The 20,093-nt window shown below is 58.9% G+C and carries 17 protein-coding genes; 8 read left to right on the plus strand and 9 right to left on the minus strand.

All coding sequences use genetic code 11. The annotated features are described in order from the left end of the window. Positions 1-100 precede the first annotated feature (100 nt). The 5 genes from QO231_RS05350 (at position 101) to QO231_RS05370 (ending at position 4,593) form a co-directional block, all read left to right on the plus strand. Complete coding sequence (locus QO231_RS05350; protein ID WP_316774041.1) at positions 101-883, plus strand: ABC transporter ATP-binding protein; 783 nt, start codon at positions 101-103, stop codon at positions 881-883. A 99-nt stretch (positions 884-982) separates the two neighbouring features. Then, positions 983-1,804, plus strand: coding sequence for an ABC transporter ATP-binding protein (locus QO231_RS05355; RefSeq protein WP_316774043.1), 822 nt, complete (start codon positions 983-985; stop codon positions 1,802-1,804). A gap of 86 nt (positions 1,805-1,890) precedes the next feature. Beyond that, positions 1,891-2,901 carry a branched-chain amino acid ABC transporter permease gene (locus QO231_RS05360; RefSeq protein ID WP_316774045.1) on the plus strand — a complete coding sequence of 337 codons (1,011 nt, stop codon included), beginning with the start codon at positions 1,891-1,893 and terminating at the stop codon, positions 2,899-2,901. After that, a complete protein-coding gene (locus QO231_RS05365) occupies positions 2,898-4,199 on the plus strand; it encodes a branched-chain amino acid ABC transporter permease (protein WP_316774047.1) in 1,302 nt (433 codons plus the stop codon). The genes QO231_RS05360 and QO231_RS05365 overlap by 4 nt, the downstream gene beginning before the upstream one ends. A 145-nt stretch (positions 4,200-4,344) precedes the next feature. Continuing rightward, the gene (locus QO231_RS05370) at positions 4,345-4,593 is read left to right on the plus strand and encodes a hypothetical protein (RefSeq protein WP_316774049.1); all 249 of its coding nucleotides are present in this window, start codon (positions 4,345-4,347) and stop codon (positions 4,591-4,593) included. Positions 4,594-4,651: 58 nt separating this feature from the next. On the opposite strand, the gene QO231_RS05375 is transcribed toward QO231_RS05370, so the two are convergent. Next, positions 4,652-6,196: a helicase HerA-like domain-containing protein gene (locus tag QO231_RS05375; RefSeq protein ID WP_316774051.1), complete on the minus strand. Its 1,545-nt coding sequence runs from the start codon at positions 6,194-6,196 to the stop codon at positions 4,652-4,654. Positions 6,197-6,711: 515 nt separating this feature from the next. Between QO231_RS05375 and QO231_RS05380 the strand changes: the two genes are divergently transcribed. Beyond that, positions 6,712-7,332, plus strand: a complete 621-nt coding sequence (locus QO231_RS05380; RefSeq protein ID WP_316774053.1) for an invasion associated locus B family protein — start codon at positions 6,712-6,714, stop codon at positions 7,330-7,332. A gap of 54 nt (positions 7,333-7,386) precedes the next feature. Here QO231_RS05380 and QO231_RS05385 read toward each other — a convergent pair whose 3' ends face one another. Genes QO231_RS05385 through QO231_RS05400 form a run of 4 tightly spaced genes read right to left on the minus strand, consistent with a single transcriptional unit; the run spans position 7,387 to position 11,582 of the window. Further along, positions 7,387-8,595 (minus strand): beta-ketoacyl-[acyl-carrier-protein] synthase family protein, encoded by a 1,209-nt coding sequence (locus QO231_RS05385; RefSeq protein ID WP_316774055.1) that lies wholly within the window; start codon positions 8,593-8,595, stop codon positions 7,387-7,389. Positions 8,596-8,612: 17 nt separating this feature from the next. Then, positions 8,613-8,870 (minus strand): acyl carrier protein, encoded by a 258-nt coding sequence (locus QO231_RS05390; RefSeq protein WP_316774057.1) that lies wholly within the window; start codon positions 8,868-8,870, stop codon positions 8,613-8,615. Positions 8,871-8,903: 33 nt separating this feature from the next. Continuing rightward, the gene (gene lpxD / locus QO231_RS05395; protein WP_316774059.1) at positions 8,904-9,995 is read right to left on the minus strand and encodes a UDP-3-O-(3-hydroxymyristoyl)glucosamine N-acyltransferase; all 1,092 of its coding nucleotides are present in this window, start codon (positions 9,993-9,995) and stop codon (positions 8,904-8,906) included. Between the two features lie 36 nt (positions 9,996-10,031). After that, positions 10,032-11,582: a L,D-transpeptidase family protein gene (locus QO231_RS05400; RefSeq protein ID WP_316774567.1), complete on the minus strand. Its 1,551-nt coding sequence runs from the start codon at positions 11,580-11,582 to the stop codon at positions 10,032-10,034. A gap of 413 nt (positions 11,583-11,995) precedes the next feature. On the opposite strand from QO231_RS05400, the gene QO231_RS05405 reads away from it, so the two are divergent. Further along, the gene (locus QO231_RS05405) at positions 11,996-12,565 is read left to right on the plus strand and encodes a YcbK family protein (RefSeq protein ID WP_316774060.1); all 570 of its coding nucleotides are present in this window, start codon (positions 11,996-11,998) and stop codon (positions 12,563-12,565) included. A gap of 198 nt (positions 12,566-12,763) precedes the next feature. On the opposite strand, the gene QO231_RS05410 is transcribed toward QO231_RS05405, so the two are convergent. The 3 genes from QO231_RS05410 to QO231_RS05420 form a co-directional block, all read right to left on the minus strand. Then, complete coding sequence (locus QO231_RS05410; RefSeq protein ID WP_316774062.1) at positions 12,764-15,424, minus strand: TRAP transporter large permease subunit; 2,661 nt, start codon at positions 15,422-15,424, stop codon at positions 12,764-12,766. A 10-nt stretch (positions 15,425-15,434) separates the two neighbouring features. After that, the gene (locus QO231_RS05415) at positions 15,435-16,430 is read right to left on the minus strand and encodes a TRAP transporter small permease subunit (RefSeq protein ID WP_316774064.1); all 996 of its coding nucleotides are present in this window, start codon (positions 16,428-16,430) and stop codon (positions 15,435-15,437) included. Positions 16,431-16,557: 127 nt separating this feature from the next. Then, positions 16,558-17,643, minus strand: a complete 1,086-nt coding sequence (locus QO231_RS05420) for a TRAP transporter substrate-binding protein (protein WP_316774066.1) — start codon at positions 17,641-17,643, stop codon at positions 16,558-16,560. A 558-nt stretch (positions 17,644-18,201) separates the two neighbouring features. Here QO231_RS05420 and QO231_RS05425 point away from each other — a divergent pair. Next, positions 18,202-19,032, plus strand: coding sequence for a BKACE family enzyme (locus QO231_RS05425; RefSeq protein ID WP_316774068.1), 831 nt, complete (start codon positions 18,202-18,204; stop codon positions 19,030-19,032). Positions 19,033-19,091: 59 nt separating this feature from the next. On the opposite strand, the gene QO231_RS05430 is transcribed toward QO231_RS05425, so the two are convergent. Next, on the minus strand, positions 19,092-20,093 hold the full coding sequence (locus QO231_RS05430; RefSeq protein ID WP_316774070.1) for a C45 family peptidase: 1,002 nt from the start codon (positions 20,091-20,093) through the stop codon (positions 19,092-19,094).

Raw genomic sequence — 20,093 nt, forward strand, 5'->3', positions numbered from 1 at the left:
ACACAAACAGCCCGGTGCAATATGACCGGGCTGTTTCAACATTGATAACCGCGCAAAGCGGAACAGGGACAAGCCGCGACAGCGCGGCGCAGGGGGTGCGATGATCGTCGTTGAAGACGTGCACAAGCATTTTGGCGGATTTCACGCGGTTGACGGGGCGTCGCTGGAAATTTCCGAGGGATCGATCACCGGGTTGATCGGACCAAATGGAGCCGGCAAAACAACCCTTTTCAACGTGATAGCTGGCGTTCTTGAACCAACTTCCGGGCGGGTCACCATGGCGGGTGAGGATATCACCGGGCTGCCCCCGCATGATCTGTTTCACAAGGGATTGCTGCGCACCTTTCAGATTGCGCATGAGTTCGCGTCGATGAGTTGCCGCGAGAACCTGATGATGGTGCCCGGTGGACAAACGGGCGAGACACTGTGGAACACCTGGTTTGGCCGCAAGCGGATTGCCGACGAAGAACGCGCCTTACGGGCCAAGGCCGACGAGGTTCTGGAGTTCCTGACCATCGAGCATCTGGCCGATCACAAGGCCGGGCAGGTGTCGGGGGGGCAGAAAAAGCTGCTGGAGCTTGGCCGCACCATGATGGTGGACGCAAGGATCGTGTTTCTGGATGAGGTCGGTGCGGGTGTGAACCGGACTCTGCTGAACACCATCGGTGACGCGATCATTCGACTGAACGAGGAACGCGGATATACCTTTGTGGTGATCGAGCACGACATGGATTTCATTGGACGGTTGTGTGATCCGGTGATCTGCATGGCAGAGGGCAAGGTCCTCGCCGAAGGCACATTGGACGAGATCAAGGCCAATGAACTCGTGATCGAAGCCTATCTGGGGACCGGGCTCAAGAACAAGGACAAGGTGGGCGCATGATCCCGTTGGTTCAATTGCGCGCCTGCGGCGCATTCGATTTGTCCGTTGGGGCGCTGCCCCAAACCCCGGAGTATTTTTGCAAAGATGAAGGGGGCGGGCATGTCTTCTGATCCTTATGGCGATCGTGGCAACACGGACCGGTCCATTGCAAACCCGCATGGGGCCGGTACCTTGCGACCGTCTCCGGGCACCGGACAGGCGATGGACACTGCAAGTGCCTTTCTGATCGGGGATTGCATGACGGGTGGTTATGGCAAGGGTCCAGACATTCTTCATGATTGTACAATCGCCGTGGACAAGGGTGAGATTGCCGTGATCGTCGGGCCCAATGGCGCCGGCAAGTCCACTGCGATGAAGGCGGTTTTCGGCATGCTCGATGTACGCCAGGGGTCGGTGCGGCTGGACGGTGAGGAGATTACCGGGCTGTCGCCACAGGATCGCGTGGTCAAGGGGATGGGGTTTGTGCCGCAGACCAACAACATTTTCACCTCGATGACCGTGGAAGAGAACCTTGAGATGGGCGCGTTCATCCGCACCGATGATTTTTCCGATACGATGTCTCAGATCTATGACCTGTTCCCGATCCTGAAGGAAAAGCGCAGCCAGGCAGCGGGCGAATTGTCAGGCGGGCAGCGCCAGCAGGTCGCTGTGGGGCGCGCATTGATGACGCGGCCCAAGGTTCTGATGCTGGACGAACCCACCGCCGGTGTCAGCCCGATCGTGATGGACGAGTTGTTTGACCGGATTATCGAGGTGGCGCGCACCGGCATTCCGATCCTGATGGTCGAGCAAAACGCGCGGCAGGCGCTGGAAATTGCCGACAAGGGCTATGTTCTGGTGCAGGGCGCGAATGCCTATTCAGGGACCGGCAAGGATTTGCTGGCTGATCCCGACGTGCGCAAATCGTTCCTAGGGGGCTGAGTTATGATCTATTTGGAACGGACCTTTGGCCGGATATTCCGACTGCCTGACGATTTGTATCCGCGCAGGGATGAGGGCATGCCGTGATGGATTTTCTCAATGCCATCGTCGCCCTCGCGAATTATGTGTTGATCCCCGCAATGTCCTATGGCAGCCAGCTGGCGCTTGGGGCTTTGGGAGTCACGCTGATCTACGGGATCCTTCGGTTCTCGAATTTTGCCCATGGCGATACCATGGCGTTCGGGGCGATGGTGACCATTCTTGTGACCTGGTGGATGCAATCGATTGGCATCAGCCTTGGTCCATTGCCGACCGCCCTGCTTGCCCTGCCCTTTGGCATCTTGGGTTGTGCGCTGCTGGTCCTGGCAACCGACAAGATGGTCTACCAATTCTATCGTGAACAAAAAGCCAAGCCGGTCATTCTCGTGATCGTGTCGATGGGTGTCATGTTCATCATGAACGGTCTCGTCAGGTTCATTATCGGGCCAGATGACCAAAACTTCTCGGACGGAGCCCGGTTCATTATCTCGGCGCGCGATTTCAAACAGATGACAGGGCTGGATGAAGGGCTTGCGATCAAGACAAGTCAGGGGATCACGGTCATCACGGCGATTGTCGTTGTGGCATTGCTGTTCTGGTTCCTGAGCCGGACCCGCACGGGGAAATCCATGCGGGCCTATTCCGACAATGAAGACCTGGCGTTGCTTTCGGGAATCAATCCGGAGCGGGTGGTGATGTACACCTGGTTCATCGTCGCGGCCCTCGCGACGGTGGCGGGAGTGTTGTATGGTTTGGACAAGTCGTTCAAACCTTTCACCTATTTCCAACTTCTGCTACCGATCTTTGCCAGTGCGATCGTCGGAGGGCTGGGCAGTCCGCTGGGCGCAATTGCCGGCGGGTTCATCATCGCCTTTTCCGAGGTCACGATCACCTATGCTTGGAAAAAAATCCTCATCTATCTGATGCCGGAATCGCTGGAACCCTCTGGGCTCGTGCAGTTGTTGAGTACGGATTACAAGTTCGCGGTGTCCTTTGTGATCCTGTTGATCGTGCTGCTGTTCCGTCCAACCGGTATTTTCAGGGGGAAAGCGCTATGAGCGAGGCAGTGAAGAACACCGGGCTCTTTGCGATTGTCGGCGGGTTGATCCTGCTGACCGGCTTCATGCAGAGCTGGAACGCGGCGCTGTTGATCCTGAACATGGGGCTTATCTCGGCCGTCATGGCACTTGGCGTGAACCTGCAATGGGGGTTCGCTGGGCTCTTCAATATCGGCGTCATGGGCTTTGTCGCGCTCGGTGGGCTGGCCGCTGTTCTGGTCTCCATGCCCCCGACGCCCGCGGCCTGGGCCGCTGGTGGTGCCGGCGTCATAGCAGGCCTTGTTCTGGGTGCGCTGACGGTTGTGGCCGCCGTTTTCCTGCTGAAGCGCATGCAGCCGGGCGCGGCGCGCAACATCACGTTGATCGCACTGCTGCTGGGTGGGTTTTTCCTGTATCGCGCGGTTCTTGATCCGTCGGTCGAAGCCGTCGAAAAGGTGGAGCCGGCGATCACGGGGTATCTGGGCGGGCTTGGATTGCCGGTTATCCTGGCCTGGCCCTTTGGCGGGCTGCTCGCGGCGGGGGCCGCGTGGCTGATCGGCAAGACGGCGTTGGGGCTGCGGTCGGATTACCTGGCGATTGCAACCTTGGGGATTGCCGAGATCATCATCGCAATACTCAAGAACGAAGACTGGTTGTCGCGCGGGGTCAAGAACGTGGTCGGCATTCCCCGCCCGGTTCCGTACGAAATCGATCTGCAGAATGATCCGGGCTTTGTCGAGCGTGCCGCCGGGTTCGGTCTCGACCCCGTCACCGCCTCTACCCTGTATGTCAAGTTGGGCTATGCGCTGCTGTTCCTGATCGTCTTGCTGGTGCTGCTTTGGATGGCGCAAAAGGCGCTCAAGAGTCCCTGGGGCCGGATGATGCGTGCGATTCGCGACAACGAGGTTGCAGCCGAAGCAATGGGCAAGGATGTGACCCGTCGCCACCTGCAGGTCTTTGTTCTGGGAAGTGCCGTGTGCGGGATCGCCGGGGCGATGATGACGACCATGGACGGGCAACTGACGCCGGGCACCTATCAGCCGCTGCGGTTCACGTTCCTGGTCTGGGTGATGGTGATCGTGGGCGGATCCGGCAACAATTTCGGCTCGGTTCTGGGAGCGATGCTGATCTGGTTCCTCTGGGTTCAGGTCGAACCGATCGGGATTTTCCTGTTGGACGTTCTGACATCGGGGATGTCGGATGGTCCGTTGAAATCGCACCTGCTGGACAGCGCAGCGCATATGCGATTGCTGACCATGGGGCTGGTTCTGATCCTGGTCTTGCGATTCAGTCCACGGGGATTGATCCCCGAAAAGTAAGAGTCGACGGTGTAAGCTTGTGGATCTTCTGATGTTAACAATTCGGTGTCTCCGCTGCGCTAAATTCCCCGTGCCGCGGAGGCCCGTTTCGCGGTAGTGAATGGAGACAAGCCGTTAGCTGTCTTGAATGAGTAAGGATTCCTAGATGAAAGTTCCCTATGTACCCGCCGCCGTGATCCTCTCGGCTCTTGCTGTCGCAGGCTGCGCCCCCTCTCCTGCCGATTACGAAACCACACCCGTACAGGTGAAAACGGCACAAGGCGTCGTCACCTGCCAGCTCTATACGCCGGAACGGGTGCTCTGGGATCGTGCGATCGACAGGCCAAATTCAATGTCTGTTCAGCAAGGGGATGCCGTGTGCCGGGCAGAGGGCGAACGGCGCAAGAATAGCTGAGGCGACTTCACCTTCGGCGACCGCGCCCATGTCTTCGTTTCCGGGAATAGGCGCTGTCCTAGCGTCCTTTGAACAAACCGCCGAGGATACCGCGTACGATCCGTCGGCCAGTGGTGCCTGAGAGTTCTTTCATGACGTTCTTGGTCAGGGCCTCGGCAAATCCGCCGCCGCTCTTTGTGGTCTTGCGCGAGGTCGAGCGGCTGACGCGCGTGCCGGAATATCGGCGTCCGGCATTGAATTCGCGGAACATCGGTTCCATCTCTTCGGCCTTTTCCTCGGATTTCGCGGCCTCGGCTGCCGCCTTCTCGGCCCGTTGGCTTAGAATTTCGTAAGCCGACTTGCGGTCAAGTGTGGTGTCGTATTTGCCTGCCATGTCAGATGTCGCCAGATGTGCCTTTCGCTCTTTGGGCGTGATCGGGCCAAGCTGAGACGATGGTGGGCGGATCAGCGTTCGTTCGACGATTCCGGGGACGCCCTTGTCCTGCAGCATCGAGGTCACCGCCTCGCCCACGCCGACTTCGCGGATTGCCTCTCCGGTCGAAAAGCGCGGGTTCTCGCGATAGGTCTCAGCCGCCAGCTTGAGGTTCTTGCGGTCCTTGGCGGTGAAGGCGCGCAGGGCGTGCTGGATGCGGTTGCCCAACTGGCCCAGAATGTCCTCTGGCACGTCAGCAGGGTTCTGGGTGATGAAATAGACCCCGACCCCTTTGGAACGGATCAGCCGGGCCACCTGCTCGACCTTGTCGACCAGCGCCTTGGGTGCGTCGTCAAAGAGGAGATGCGCCTCGTCAAAGAAGAAGACCAGTTTGGGTTTGTCCGGGTCGCCGACCTCGGGAAGCTCTTCGAACAATTCGCTGAGCAGCCATAGCAGGAATGTCGCATACAACCCCGGTGCGCCCATCAGCTTGTCCGCCGCCAGGATGTTGACCATGCCCCTTCCGTCGGCATCTGTACGCATCATGTCGGCCAGCTCCAGGGCCGGTTCGCCAAAGAGCTTATCGCCACCCTGATTTTCGAGTACGAGCAACCGGCGCTGAATGGCACCGATCGACGCGGTCGAAACATTGCCATAGCGCAGGGACAGCGTATCGCGGTTTTCGCCGATCCAGACCAGCAACGATTGCAGATCCTTGAGATCAAGCAGCGGCAGCCCCTCTTCGTCCGACAGGCGGAACGCGATGTTGAGAATGCCTTCCTGCGCCTCGGACAATTCGAGCAACCGGGCCAGCAGCAGCGGCCCCATTTCGGCAACCGTTGTCCGCACCGGATGGCCCTGGTCTCCGAAAAGGTCCCAGAATGTCACTGGATAGGCCCGATATCCATAGCTGGTGAAACCGATTTTTGCCGCGCGGGCGGTAAAGGCGTCGTGCAGCTTGTGTTCTACCCGTCCTGGTTTGGCCAGCCCCGACAGGTCGCCTTTGACATCAGAGAGAAAGACAGGAACACCAGCATCGCTGAACCCCTCGGCAATGATCTGCAGCGTGACGGATTTGCCGGTCCCGGTTGCGCCGGCGACCAGACCATGCCGGTTCGCATATTTCAGGCTCAATCCCTGCGGGCTGGCGTAATCCACGCCTCCACCACCGATAAACACATTGTCATCCATACCCGCCTGCCCCCTGACTTATCACGCCTGTCGCACCGACCATACTAACTTAACTTTTGGCTGCCATAGTAAATTCGCTCGCCACCAAGGGCCGCTTGGCCCGGCGAGCACTTCCTCCCTGTTAGACTGGCCGTGCCTTCGGGTACGGCCTTTTTTGCGCTCAAACCTGTTTCTCGGGTGAAAGTGTCAGATTTCACGCCTTTTTCTCGGCATAGCTGTTGACCGATGGGCAGGCCTTTCGTAACCTCGCGCCATAAATAAGTCGGCCAGTCCGACGGGGAGACAATCTATACTTAAAGGGGGCTTTACGGCCCCCTTTTCTCGTTGTGCTTTGCCCGTCGATCGCGCCGCGTTTTACGGGCGGAAAGTAACCAACAGTACAGCAACTGGACCAATATCCGCCTGACACTGGTGCACTGCCATGATAAAGCCTGCGCAATTGCGGACTGTGCGCAATGGAATCGCCGATGGCGTGCAGGATGCTCAGTGTAAACATAAACAAACGAGACAGGCACATGTTCAAACACCTTTCCCCAATCGCGGCCCTGGCGCTTGCGGCCATGACGTTTCCGGCGCTTGCACAGGAAACCGAGACCACCGATGACACCACGGCGACCGAAGACGCCGCGCCGGTCACCAGCCCGCAACTGGATCTGGGCCAGGCCGTGACCGAAGGCCCCAAACTGGGCGAGCGATATTCCAAGGAGAAGATCGGTGATTGGGATTTGGCCTGCATCCGCACCGAAGCGGAAACCGATCCCTGTTCTCTCCTTCAGGTCATGCGGGATGACACAGGCAACCCGGTTGCCGAAATCTCGCTGTTCCGTATTGAAAACGGCGGCCAGGCTGCCGCTGGTGCGACCATCTTGGTGCCACTGGAAACACTGCTGCCTGCGCAGCTGACCATCGCGGTCGATGACGCCCCGGGCAAACGCTACAACTATACCTATTGCAGCCCTATCGGCTGTGCCGCGCAAATCGGGCTGACGCAGGAAGACATCGATACGTTCAAGAAGGGCAACAAGGCGACCGTGTCACTGGTTCCTGCCCCGGCACCGGATCAGGTGGTCACGCTGACGCTATCGCTCAAGGGCTTTACGGCGGGCTTTGACGCCGTGGATGTCGTCAAGCAGTAACGGCCGACTACAATTCAACTCCAGACGCCGGGCCAATTGGTCCGGCGTTTTTCGTCAGACCCTGCGCAACACCAGAACTGCATTCATCCCGCCAAACGCAAAGGCGTTCGAAACCGCGACCTCGACCTTTGCATCGCGTGCGACATTGGGCACCACGTCAAGCGCGCATTCGGGATCGGCCTCTTCATAGCCAATGGTCGGTGCGACAACGCCATCGCGCAGCGCCATGATACAGGCCAACAGTTCCACCGCACCCGTACCACCGATCAGATGCCCGTGCATGGATTTGGTGGAACTGATCATCAGATTGTCGGCATGCGGCCCGAACACATCGGCAACCGCCGCGCATTCGGTCTTGTCATTGGCCGCCGTGCCGGTGCCGTGGGCATTGATGTAACCGACCTCTGACGGCGCGACGCGCGCATCGCTCAGCGCGCCTGCCATTGCGCGGGCCGCGCCCTGTTTGGACGGCATCACGATATCCGAGGCATCCGACGTCATCGCAAACCCGGCGACCTCGGCGAGAACGTCGGCGCCGCGCGCACGCGCATGTTCGTAGTCTTCAAAGACGAACACACCCGCACCTTCGCCCTGCACCATCCCATTGCGGCCGAGGCTGAACGGGCGGCAGGCGTCCCGCGACATGACCCGCAAGCCTTCCCAAGCCTTGACCCCGCCAAAGCAGAGCATGGATTCAGAGCCGCCGGTGATCATCGCCGGGGCCATGCCGCTGCGGACCATGGCAAAGGCCTGTGACATCGCGTGATTGGAACTGGCGCAGGCCGTGGAGACCGTAAAGGACGGCCCCTTGAGATTGTATTGCATGCTGACATGGCTGGCCGCGGCGTTGTTCATCAGCTTGGGCACGACAAACGGATGCACCCGGTTCTTGCCGTCTTCATAGACGCTGCGATAGTTGTCGTCCCATGTTGACACACCACCACCGGCCGTCCCCAGTACGACCCCGGATCGTGCCGATAGATCGCCGTGGAACTCGAGCCCGGACTGGCTGATCGCCTCCTTGGCCGCGGTCAGCGTGAATTGTGTATAGCGGTCGTAGAGCGACATCTGCTGGCGGTTGAAGCGCCGCTCGGCCTCGAACCCGCGCACCTGACCACCGATGCGAATGGACAGCCGATCCACGTCGCGGAAGTCCAACTCGCCGATCCCACAGCGCCCTTCGCGCATTGCCGCCATGGTGTCAGCAACGGAATGCCCAAGCGCGTTGATCGTGCCAGCGCCGGTGATGACGACCCGGTTCATTGCGACACCGCCCTGCCCTATACCTTTTCCGCCACGAGCTTTTCAATTCCGGCGACGATGGCGGCGACGCTGGAAATATCGAAATCGCTGTCAGTCGGTTCGTTGGCGTTGAAGGGTATCGTGATGTCGAACTCTTCCTCGATGGAAAAGATACTTTCCACCAGGCCAAGGCTGTCGATACCGAGACTCTCAAGTGTGCTGTCCATCGCCACGTCAGACGTTTCAAGAACGGCCTGTTCCGCGATGATCGCAATGACCTTCTCTTTGATGCTCATAGGTGGGTCCCAAGCTGTGCTTCTGGCGCTGATCTAGTCTTTCGCCCCTGTTTTGAAAACAGCCTTTTGTAACGCTGCGACGTCACGCACCAAACGAGGAAGCCTGCGCTGCGCTTTGTACATCTCGGTATGGGTCTCCATCTTGACCGCCGGATATCCCATCAGCACGCGTCCGGCCGGCACATTTGACAGGATCTTGGTGCCGCCCGCTGCGATCACATTATCGCCGATAAAGATGTTGTCGACCACACCGACCTGACCGCCAAGGATCACATTGTTGCCAATATCGACCGAGCCCGAGATCCCGGCCTGGCCACAGAGCAGGCAATCGGTTCCGACGCGGGTGTTGTGGCCAACATGGACCAGGTTGTCGAGTTTGGTCCCACTACCGATCCCGGTGTTCCGAATAGTGCCGTTGTCGACCGTACAATTGGCGCCGCATTCGACATCATCGCCGATTTCCACCGATCCAAGCGAATGGATCCGGACCCAGCTTTGCGCCTTGGCATCCCCCTGATCGCCCAGCGTCTTGCGCACGTTCTCGGCACCGCTCACCTCTGGCGTGACGAAAGAGAAGCCATCGGCACCAATCCGCGCCCCGGGCTGCGCGATGAACCGGTCCCCGATCTGAACCCGCGCACCGATGCTGACCATTTCGCGCAGATAGGCCTGTGCACCAAGCCGGGCGTCGGTTCCGATCGTGCAATGTGGGCCGATCGTTGATCCCTGGCCAATTCGTACCCCTGCAGCAATGACGCAAAACGGGCCGACCGAAACGTCTGCGGCCAATTCTGCGGTCGGATCAATCACCGCACTCGGGTGTATACCCGGCGCAAATCCCTGGCCGGGATCCAGCATCGTCGTTAGGCTGGACATCGTCATGCGCGGACGCCCGGTGAAAATCGCGGCCTCCAGACCCATGTCTTGCCAGGCGGCACCTTCCCAGAGGATCGCAGCGCGCGCACGCCCAGCCGTCAGCGCTTCGCCGTATTTTGGGGACATGGCAAGCGCCAGCTCGTCTGGCTTCGCATCTGCCGGTTCCGCTGCGCCTTTGATGGCAAGGGACAAATCACCGACCGCGTCAGCGCCAAGCGCGGTTGCAATCTGTTCAATCGTAAAAGTCATTGTTGCTCCCCGTTGCTAAAGGCTCCGGGTCCTTGACTACCCCTGAACAGCGCCCAGAGTCACCCCCGCATTCTCGAGCGCCTTCCAGATCTTGGCGTCGCGGCCATAGACATCGCGGCGGTACTCGGCCTTGCCCTTGGGGTCGATCACAGCCGTACGATAGATGATGTGCACGGGCACCGGCATGTCCAGCATGACCTTGGTTTCACGGCCCGATTTCAGAATGCGCTGAAATTTGCCCTTGGGATCGTCGGATTGTCTGGCGAGGAGCGCATAGGCGAAATCAAACGGGTCGGCCAGTCGAATGCAACCGTGCGAAAAGGCCCGGACCTCGCGGTCAAAAAGGCTCTTGGACGGGGTGTCGTGCAGATAGATATTGTAGCGGTTTGGGAACATGAACTTGACCAGACCGAGCGCATTTCGACTGCTCGGGGGTTGGCGCATCGCATAGGGAAAATTCCGCGCGGTATATTGGCTGAAATTGGCATTGGCACGGTTGACGCGACGCCCCCGGCTGTCGGTGATCTCGATATGTCCAACCGCATTCGGATTATTTCTGAGTTTCGGCAGGTATTCCTTGGTGACAATCGAACGCGGGACATACCAGCTTGGGTTCACGACCATGAACTCCATTTCGTCCGAGAATTCCGGGCTGCGCCGGTCGCTGGTATTCTTGCCGATCACCGAACGTGTCTGGAACGTGACCTTGCCGTTGTCGACGATCTTGGCGGTAAAATCGGTCTGGTTGACCAGCACATGCCGTGGGCCCAACTCCATGTTGATCCAGCGTTCGCGCTCCATCGCAACAATCACGGATTTCAACCGCTGCTGGACCGAGACGTTGATTTCGCTCATCGTCCCCTTGCCGGCGACGCCGTCTGCGGTGAGACCATGCGCCTGTTGAAACAGCCGGACGGCTTTCTCGATTTGCGTGTCATAGCTCTGGGAGGCACTGCGGCTCATGTAGCCCATGGCAATCAATCGGTTGCGCAACGCGACAACCGGCGCACCGCCTTGTCCGGGCTTGAGACTGCCAGCGGACACGGTTGGGCCCCACCCTCCGTTTTCCATCACCCCTTCAAGCCGCAATTTTTCCTTCATCAGCGCGCGATATTGTGCGGATTGCGGAGGAAGCGCCTTCAGGAATTCACGCGGCGAACTCCTGGCGAAATTCGTCATGTGCGCGGTCCGGTCGCGATATGGCACCTGCCGCACAAGCCCGCTGTCAATGCGCGACGGTACCAGCGTACCGCTTTGCACATCGCGCGCATACTGCAGGAACGTCTTGCTGAGCTCAATCTCGACCAGACCCAGATCACGTGTCGTGCGCGCGGCTTCCATCTGCTGCAGCAGCGCCGCAACATTGTAGCGGGCGGGTGACAATCCATGGATATCGGCCGCCGAAAGTGCCCGTATCAATTCGACGCGACGGGTCTGGTGTTCGCTGGACTTGCCCGTCCACAGCGGTTCGAAATCGTTGGAACGGTAGAACGCTGCAATGTCAGAGTCGGTCGACGCAGCTTCGGCAACGGCCTGCTTGAACGCTGTCACCTGGGCGATCGAAGGAGTGACCCAAAGCCAACACATGACAAGCGCCGCAGCAATCAAACCCAGCGGCCTGAAGTCTTGGGGAAGTTTCAAATATTCGGTCATGGGGCGTTCCTTGAAATCGGTAACCAATGTAAATCGTTCGCATCTTCTGTAAGAATTAGGAACGCAGACGGGCTTGTCCATCAAACTTTGTCGTCAGGGCTAACCCGATGTTACCCTGATGCCTGACTGCATCGCCTAGCCAACCCTCGGGAGTCGCGTTTTGTTCGTTGCGCAAAAATTCGCCGAAAATCCAGCATATCTAAAACTTGCACAATTCCCAGCTTGGAATGTTGGCAATAATGTGGCATGAAAACGACACATCAGGGGATGGATGTAACAACGATGTGAGAATGCGGGCGTAACATCGCGCGCGGGCAGGAATAGAAGCGTACAGGACGGCGCAGAACATGAGACAGAACGACTCATCGGGTTTTACCCGGCGTGCCCTATTGGGTGCATTTGCAGCAACTGCAGTAGCAGCGACTCCAACCCTTTCCAAAGCGGCAGGTTTCCTTCGGGGCGGCGGTGATATTCGCCGGATCCGGATGTATTCCGGGCGCACGGGTGAACGTTTGGACATGATCTATTGGATTGACGGACAGTACATCAAGGACGCGGTCAAAGAGGTCAACTACTTCATGCGCGATTGGCGCACCGACCAAACCAAGAGCATTGACCTGCGGACCATCGACATCATGGCCGCAGCGCATAACCTGATGGACATCAACGAGCCCTACATGCTGTTGTCCGGTTATCGCAGCCCCCAGACCAATGCCATGTTGCGCAGAAGATCTCGCGGTGTCGCCAAGAATTCGTTGCATATGAAGGGTCAGGCCGCCGATCTTCGGCTTTCCTCCCGCTCCGTCAGCCAGATGGCGCGCGCCGCCAGTGCCTGCAGCGCAGGGGGTGTCGGCCGCTATTCCCGCTCGAATTTCGTCCATATGGACTGCGGCGTCGTCCGCACCTGGGGCGGCTGACGCCCCTAACAATACACAAAGACGCACCAGGGAAAGGCCGTTGCAAATTGCAGCGGCTTTTTTCGTTAGGACCATGCCCTGTGGTGAGGCGCTTCAGAAAGACGTCGTCCTTGGCCAGATCTCGAAGCAGCTTCTCAAACAGGAAACGGGCGGCCGTTGTTCCCACGACCGCCCGTTGAAACGCTGATGATCCGCCGCTCAGAAGTTGAGCGACAGGTCCCGGTGTACAGAGTTGCACTTCGCCAGGAACAAGGCCTGATCGCGACTGAACCGGGGTTGCTGGCGTGCGCCAACGTTTTCGGAGATTGCGGCGATATAGGCTTCGACACCGGGGCGCAGGTCCTTCTCTGCCGCGACACGCCAGCGCATCTGCTCCTCATAGGCCGAGACGGCTTTGGCATATTCGGACACCGCCTTGGCCCGGTCCTCCTTGCCATCACGCAACGCCCGGCGTGACTGGGACAATGCCGAGGCCACATCCCGCGACCCAGCGATCTTGGCAAACGATTTGCCAATCTCGTCTATAGCAGCCTCCGCATCTGCACGCGCGCCGTTCGCCACGGTGTCGGACAAGCCTTTCAACTCATCCTCAAGCGCTGCGAATTCAGCATTGGCATCCATGACCGCCAGGAACTCGATCGCCGGTTCGACCGCGTCGTCTGCGGCTCGCCGGTATTGATTGCGGGCGGAATCTTCGGCCTTGGTCAGCGTCGCAAAGGTCGTGTGCGTCGCGTCCCAGCTTTCCGGAATATCTGCAGCGATGACGTCTTTCTGGGCCTCCAGTTCGGCAATGCGCTCTTTGATCCTTTCGCGCCGTGGTGCGTCGCTTTCTTCATTCATGAACCGTGCGGAGTTCTGCAGATCCTCGATTTTCACATCCAGTTTGCGCATGTCTTTCTCAAGGTTACGAACGATACGCATGATCGGTCGATACTCATCAGACGCGGCCTGGACAGCGGCCTCGGTTGCAGTGACCTCATCAAGAAGGTTCACAGCCTTGTCCGCACTCTCAAAGGCGCCGCTCAGATCGGACGCCATGCTCTTGGGCAAGACCGACACATCAAGCGTCTGCGCCTTGGAAATCGCACCGTTGATCGCGTCGCCATTGATCAGGACCTGTTCGAGCACGTATTCCTCAAGACATTGCTGAAGCTGGGGATTTCGCGGAGGCGGCGATGTTTCCGACAGAAAGCTCATCCGGTTCGGCAAATAGTTGACCAGTTGCGGATAGTAGCCAACGATCGCAAGCGCGAGAAGTTGCAGGCCGATAAAGGAAATGACACCCTTGTAGATCTGCACGGTCTTGACGATCGCCGGAGCAACGCCTCGCAAATAGAACAACGCGAATCCGAACGGTGGCGTCAGGAACGACGTCTGGATATTCAGACCGATCATCACGCCCAGCCATACTGCGGTAATGTTCGCCTCGGGATCTGCCAGCAGGATCGGGGCGACAATTGGCACGACGACCACGGCGATCTCGATAAAGTCGAGAAAGAAGCCGAGGACAAAGATCACGCCCATCACGATGATGAACTGCGTCCAGAATCCACCCGGAAGCGAATTGAGGAAATCACGGACCAGTTCCTCGCCGCCAAAGGCACGGAACGCCGCCGTCAGCATCGCGGCACCCAGCAGGATGATAAACACCAGCGACGTGGTCTTGGCGGTTTCGGTCATCACTTCGTGCAGCGTGTTGTCGACCTTGAGAACGCGGATACCGCTCCAGACCAGCGCGATGATCAGGAAAATTACGGCGGTGACGCCGATGACGATCCCCGTCATATCACCGCCGACAACCAGAATGGCCTTGATGTTCATGTTGTATCTGGACAGCGCAAACACGATCATCCCAAGCGCGAGGAACGTCAGCAGAGCCGGATAGTAGGTCAGCTTGTTCTGTTCGGTAATTCGGTAGCCTGCCATGATGATTGCACCCGCCGCGCCGATGGCACCGGCCTGGTTCACCGTGGCAACGCCCGTGATGATCGATCCCAGAACCAGGAAAATGAGCGCAAGCGGCGGCACGAGAGTCAGGGTGACATTGACCCAGAACGCCATATCGCGGGCACCTTCATAGGGTACGGCCGGTGCGGATTTCGGCCGCAGGATCGCGTAGATCAGGATAAAGATCATGTAGACCAGCACCAGAACGATGCCGGGTACGAACGCCCCGAGGAACATTTCACCAGCGCTGGTCGAGGCCACGTCAAAGACGCTTGGCATGCTCAGCTCGCCGGTTGCTTCCTTGTAGAGCGCCTTGCGGGCGGTGCTGGCCTGATCCGAAGCGCTGGCCAACTGGTCCGCAAGGATGATCAGCACGATCGACGGTGGAATGATCTGCCCCAAAGTACCGGAGGCGGCAATTGTGCCGGTGGCGAGCGACTGGGAATAGTTGTTACGCAGCATCGCGGGCAATGAGATCATGCCCATTGCAACCACCGTTGCGCCGACGATCCCCGTTGTGGCCGCGAGCAACGCACCCACAAACACGACCGAGATACCCAGACCACCGGGAACGGGGCCGAACAACCGCGCCATGGTCACCAGGAGGTCTTCGGCGATCTTGGATCGCTGCAGCATGATGCCCATGAAGATGAACAGCGGAATCGCGATCAGCGTGTCCCGTTCGACTTCCCAATAGACCCCTCGCAGGTTGGTCACCCCCGCCGTCAGCCACTGCGACGGTCCGCCAGAGTGAAAATAGGCGTCGGGACTGCCCGCAAAGAAATACCCGCTGCTTGCCGCCAGAACGATCGTGATGATCGCCGACCCCGGCAATGCAAAGGCAACCGGGAAGCCCGACGCCAGGGCCGAGGCCATGATGACAATCAGGATGAATAGAAAAAGGAGTTCCATGCGTGCGGCCTCAGTGTGAAATGGCAGCGACTTCGCGCTTGCCGGGTTCGTCGCGCGCGTCGGCGACAGCCTCGAACAGGTAGCTGACAAACTGGATCAGCATCGTCACAGCAAAGATCGCGAGAAACGCCGCCATCTGGTATTTGACAAACATGCCCGCGGTGCCGACCTGCGACACCTCGAAATTCGCGATTGGTGCGTTGATGATGGCCTGCTTGGAGCCTAGGCCAATGAGGATGATGGTCCACGCGGTCACGATGCCGAGGAAGATGCACCCGACCGAATTTACCCGTCCTTTGGTGCGGGCGCCAAAACCGGCATAGAGCACATCGACCCGCACGTGGCCCTCTTCCAGCAATGTATATGCAGAGGCGAACAGAAACAGCGCCGCATACCAATAGCGCACAAGATCGCCCATCAGCGCCTGTTCATACGAAAAGACAAAGCGCGAGACGACGATCAGAAGTTCGGCGACGACGATCAGAAGCGCGAGCCAGATAAAGCCCAATGACCGCGAAAAGAACGCAAACACAAACCCGAGAAGGATCAGCGGGACGTGAACATAAGGGCCGATGAACCGGGACCGGGTCAGCTCCTTGGACATGTCTGACGACACCAGCGCTGTCAGCAGCCCCTCAACCCGCAAGAAGGCAATGGTGAAATCCGCGACCCCCACGAACAGGACCGCAAAATAGCAGCCGCGTATCAGGTAGGCATTGAAATCGCTGATCAACTTGGCGTCATACCGCAGCGTCCGGGTTGATGTTCGGTGAACCAGAAGCCCCGCCCCCACCAACGCCAGCAGGTAGGTCGCGGCCAGTACCCAGGCACGCGTGTCCGTACCGTCGACCAGGGACATGAGTGTCGGATAGTCGTACCAGACGATAAGCACATTGTTGACCAAGAAAGCGAAAAGGACCAACAACGTGGCCCAACCGAAGTACCGCACATAGGGCGCGGGTGCACCGCGGGGCGACAGAATCTCTGCCTCTGAGGTAGCGTTCATTGCGATTTCCCCAATCATACGGCCCGGTTCAGGTCGGGCCAGACTCACGCCGGGTCAGCGGAGCACCTGCTGAATGGCAGGGGGCAGCCTGATGACTGTCCCCTGCCTGTTTCACTCCGTTCGGGACTTAACCAATGTCCAGAATACGGTTGCGTTGCTTGGTGAACTCGATCTCGGCGATGGCGCGCCAGCCACCGATCTCGCGCAGCGACGCCTGGTAGGCATCGTTGATCTTGGCCGCGAGCGGCGAATGATCGCGCGTTTCCTCGAACACTTCTTCAGCTGCACTGCCGAATGCGTCCCAGACCTCTTCGTTGAACGCGCGCACTTCAACGCCGTGCTCGTTCACGAGTTTGCCCAGATATTCGCCGTTCTTGGCCGATGCTTCTTCGATCTGAGCCGCCATTTCTTCGTTACAGCAGGCTGTAATCACCGCCTGCTCGTAGTCAGACAGGCTTTCCCACCAGGATTTGTTCATGCCAAAGCCCAGTCCGCCACCCGGCTCGTGCATACCGGCGGTATAGTAGTATTTGGCGGCTTCGTAGAACTTCATGAAATAGTCGTTGTACGGACCAACCCATTCGGTCGCTTCTATTGCGCCGGACACCAGGTTTTCATAGATTTGACCGCCCGGCAGCGACACGGTAGACACGCCCAGCTTGGTCATCACGGCACCCGCAAGTCCGGGAATACGCATTTTCAGACCATTCAGATCATCGGGTGAAAGGATTTCCTTGTTAAACCAGCCACCGGCCTGCGCACCGGTGCCGCCGCACGTGAGGGTCTTGAGACCAAACTCGCCCGCCAGTTCATCCCACAGTTCCTGACCACCAGCGAATTTGATCCACGCATTCCATTCCGGTGTGGTCATGCCAAACGGGACGGACGTGAAATAATTGAAGCCCGGGTGCTTGCCGCCAAAGTAGTATTCAGCGCCGATATAGGCCTGGCTGTTGCCGCTGGCGACTTCGTCAAAGACGTCGAACGCACCAACGCGCTCGCCGGCCGCGAAATACTCGGTCCGAAGTGAGCCACCGGAAACCACATTGATTCGCTCGGCCAGTCGCTGTGCCGAAAGACCGAGACCGGGGAAATCCCGGGGCCAAGTCGATACGATGGTGATGGTCTTGCCACCTTGGGCGATGGCCGGTGCCGCCAGGGCCGCACCGGTGCCGGCAATCGCGGCACCCTTCAAAAACTTGCGTCGTTCCATATTCCGATATTCCTCCTGTTGGGTCGGTACTGTTTTTATTATTTCGGGGGGAGCGGACAACAACCGCACCTCCTTCAATGTGGCGCCAGCGTATTCGGAAGCAGCGGAATTGCAATGGCTTTCGATCCTGAAAACGACACTTCCGGTGGTTTAGCGTCGCCACCATCCCGCGCAAATCGGCTTTGGCGCAAGTTGACCCAAAGGCACCCAACCGGTTGGCTGTCTCGCAGACACCGTTACCACCGACGCGCTTGTGGTGTGCCAGCGCGCCAGGTCACGGCAACAAGCCACAACGACGGTCCAGTATCGCCGGCATTCATGCCGAGTGCGCACCGTATCGGTCGCATCTGAACCGTGATCGCGAAAGACGTCGAACGCCGGTCAAGCATGGCAACAAAGTCCTCAGTGCCGTCCTGTCACCCCGACGATGGTTGCGTCGGGCGGGATTATCAGGCTGAATGACTGCCTGAACTTTGTCGACACGGCAGATGCCACACTGTTTCGAGAGCCGGCTTCGGAGTGAAGGTGAAACCGCATTGTTGACGTTTGAGGTCTATCATGTCCAAACCCTGTATCCTGTGCTGTGCCATTACCGGCAGCGTGCCGACCAAGGCAAACAATCCCGCCCTGCCCGTCACGGTGCAGGAACAGATCGAAAGCAGCCATGAGGCATTCGAAGCCGGGGCAAGCATCATCCATGCACACGTGCGCAACGATGATGAATCGCCGTCATCGGACCCGGAAAAATTCGCAAGGCTCAAGGAAGGGCTCGAGAAACACTGTCCCGGTGTGATCGTGCAGTTCTCGACCGGCGGTCGATCCGGCGCGGGCAAGTCGCGCGGCGGCATGTTGCCTCTTGCACCCGACATGGCGTCGCTCTCGGTCGGATCCAACAACTTTCCCACCCGTGTCTACGAAAATCCGCCCGATCTGGTTGACTGGCTCGCCAGCGAGATGCGGACCTACCGGGTTACACCCGAGGTCGAGGCGTTCGATCTGAGCCACATTCTGCACGCCATCCGGCTGAGCGAAGCGGGAGTCCTGTTTGGCAACCTCTATGTACAGTTCGTGATGGGTGTCAAAAACGCCATGCCATGCGATCGCGAAGTGTTTGATTTCTATGTTCATACCATGCAATGCCGCGCGCCGGATGCCGAATGGTGCGCCGCAGGTGTCGGATCCAATCAGCTTGTCGTCAACGAGTGGGCCATCGCGGCCGGCGGCCATACCCGTGCGGGGCTCGAGGACAACATGCGTCTTGACCGCGAACGTCTGGCGCCGTCAAACGCCGCCTTGATCGCGCGGGCGGCCGAGTTGTGCGAGAAACATGAACGCCCGATCGCGACCCCGGCGCAGGCGCGTGAAATTCTCGGCCTGCGGGCGGCCTGAAATCATAGATTTCAACGCGTCAAGTGATACCGGATGACGCAAGACGAACGCGAAACACTTTAGAATGAGAGTTCCCGCGTGACGTTTGCGGCTTCGTTTCCCGGCAAGCGCACGACGCGGCTGCCGTCCTGAAAATCTTTCATCGACAGCGACCAGACCGTACCCGGCCAGCGGATTTCCATTTCCTTTTTGCGCGGTCTGTAGACCGCCGTATAGAGCGTGCCGAATCCGACCGAAAACGCCATGGAATAGAGCGGCGGTTTCAGAAATGCGTTGATAAAGGTCTCTTGCGGATCCCGGTGCAGAGTCAGCCGCTGCAACAGATAGCGCTCGCGTTCGACGGTTGCCGTGAACCGTGCATGGCTGACCCATTCCACCGCTTCCTGATGATTGGTCGCAACGGCGGCATGGGTGATGACGGCAGGCCGGTCCGGAGCCATCATCGCCGTCAGATAGTTCCGCTTCTTGTCGAGCACCGTCACGTTATAGCTCATGTGAGTGGGAATGCGGGCCAGCGCTTCCCCCGCCTCTTCTGCGGTCTTGCAGGTTTGCAGCACATAGCGCAGGATCAGCGGCACCCCGAACCCCTGCCCCACGATGCGTCGCCCTCCGAATGTCAGTGACAGGGCAAGCCCAGCATCATTGGTTCCATCCACCAGCCCCCAGAGACCGTCACTGATGCCCATGACGGAACGCCCCATCCAATTGGTTTTGAGGATCAGGCTGTCAAAGGCGTTGGGGTTGTAGTCATAGTTGCGGATCAGAACAGGCTCCTTGCCGGTCCAGATTGCCTGTGAACATCCCGACAGGTACGGCGGCGGGCAGTAAAAACTGAGAAAGCGCGATGCCTGATCGCCACCGCCCGCCAGTTCGCAGAGCTGGTCGTAGAGCTCGACAATTTCCGGCATGTGATGCTTCAGCGCGCGTCGACTTTCCATATAGGTGGGGCGCACGCTGTCGCCCTCCCGCAACCACCATCTTCGGTAATCGGGCCAGTACTCGGAAAACAACCCGGCCCATAAGGGACCGGGGTTCTCTTCGCTTATGGCGCGCCAGAGCAT

This window comes from Sedimentitalea todarodis (genome assembly GCF_032595355.1).
GTDB lineage: Bacteria > Pseudomonadota > Alphaproteobacteria > Rhodobacterales > Rhodobacteraceae > Sedimentitalea > Sedimentitalea todarodis.

Excerpts from the sequence above, each read along its gene's own strand:
- QO231_RS05350 (WP_316774041.1), top strand. The coding sequence starts at position 101 with ATGATCGTCGTTGAAGACGTGCACAAGCATTTTGGCGGATTTCACGCG.
- QO231_RS05355 (WP_316774043.1), top strand. The coding sequence starts at position 983 with ATGTCTTCTGATCCTTATGGCGATCGTGGCAACACGGACCGGTCCATT.
- QO231_RS05360 (WP_316774045.1), top strand. The coding sequence starts at position 1,891 with ATGGATTTTCTCAATGCCATCGTCGCCCTCGCGAATTATGTGTTGATC.
- QO231_RS05365 (WP_316774047.1), top strand. The coding sequence starts at position 2,898 with ATGAGCGAGGCAGTGAAGAACACCGGGCTCTTTGCGATTGTCGGCGGG.
- QO231_RS05370 (WP_316774049.1), top strand. The coding sequence starts at position 4,345 with ATGAAAGTTCCCTATGTACCCGCCGCCGTGATCCTCTCGGCTCTTGCT.
- QO231_RS05375 (WP_316774051.1), bottom strand. The coding sequence starts at position 6,196 with ATGGATGACAATGTGTTTATCGGTGGTGGAGGCGTGGATTACGCCAGC.
- QO231_RS05380 (WP_316774053.1), top strand. The coding sequence starts at position 6,712 with ATGTTCAAACACCTTTCCCCAATCGCGGCCCTGGCGCTTGCGGCCATG.
- QO231_RS05385 (WP_316774055.1), bottom strand. The coding sequence starts at position 8,595 with ATGAACCGGGTCGTCATCACCGGCGCTGGCACGATCAACGCGCTTGGG.
- QO231_RS05390 (WP_316774057.1), bottom strand. The coding sequence starts at position 8,870 with ATGAGCATCAAAGAGAAGGTCATTGCGATCATCGCGGAACAGGCCGTT.
- lpxD (WP_316774059.1), bottom strand. The coding sequence starts at position 9,995 with ATGACTTTTACGATTGAACAGATTGCAACCGCGCTTGGCGCTGACGCG.
- QO231_RS05400 (WP_316774567.1), bottom strand. The coding sequence starts at position 11,582 with ATGTGTTGGCTTTGGGTCACTCCTTCGATCGCCCAGGTGACAGCGTTC.
- QO231_RS05405 (WP_316774060.1), top strand. The coding sequence starts at position 11,996 with ATGAGACAGAACGACTCATCGGGTTTTACCCGGCGTGCCCTATTGGGT.
- QO231_RS05410 (WP_316774062.1), bottom strand. The coding sequence starts at position 15,424 with ATGGAACTCCTTTTTCTATTCATCCTGATTGTCATCATGGCCTCGGCC.
- QO231_RS05415 (WP_316774064.1), bottom strand. The coding sequence starts at position 16,430 with ATGAACGCTACCTCAGAGGCAGAGATTCTGTCGCCCCGCGGTGCACCC.
- QO231_RS05420 (WP_316774066.1), bottom strand. The coding sequence starts at position 17,643 with ATGGAACGACGCAAGTTTTTGAAGGGTGCCGCGATTGCCGGCACCGGT.
- QO231_RS05425 (WP_316774068.1), top strand. The coding sequence starts at position 18,202 with ATGTCCAAACCCTGTATCCTGTGCTGTGCCATTACCGGCAGCGTGCCG.
- QO231_RS05430 (WP_316774070.1), bottom strand. The coding sequence starts at position 20,093 with ATGCTCTGGCGCGCCATAAGCGAAGAGAACCCCGGTCCCTTATGGGCC.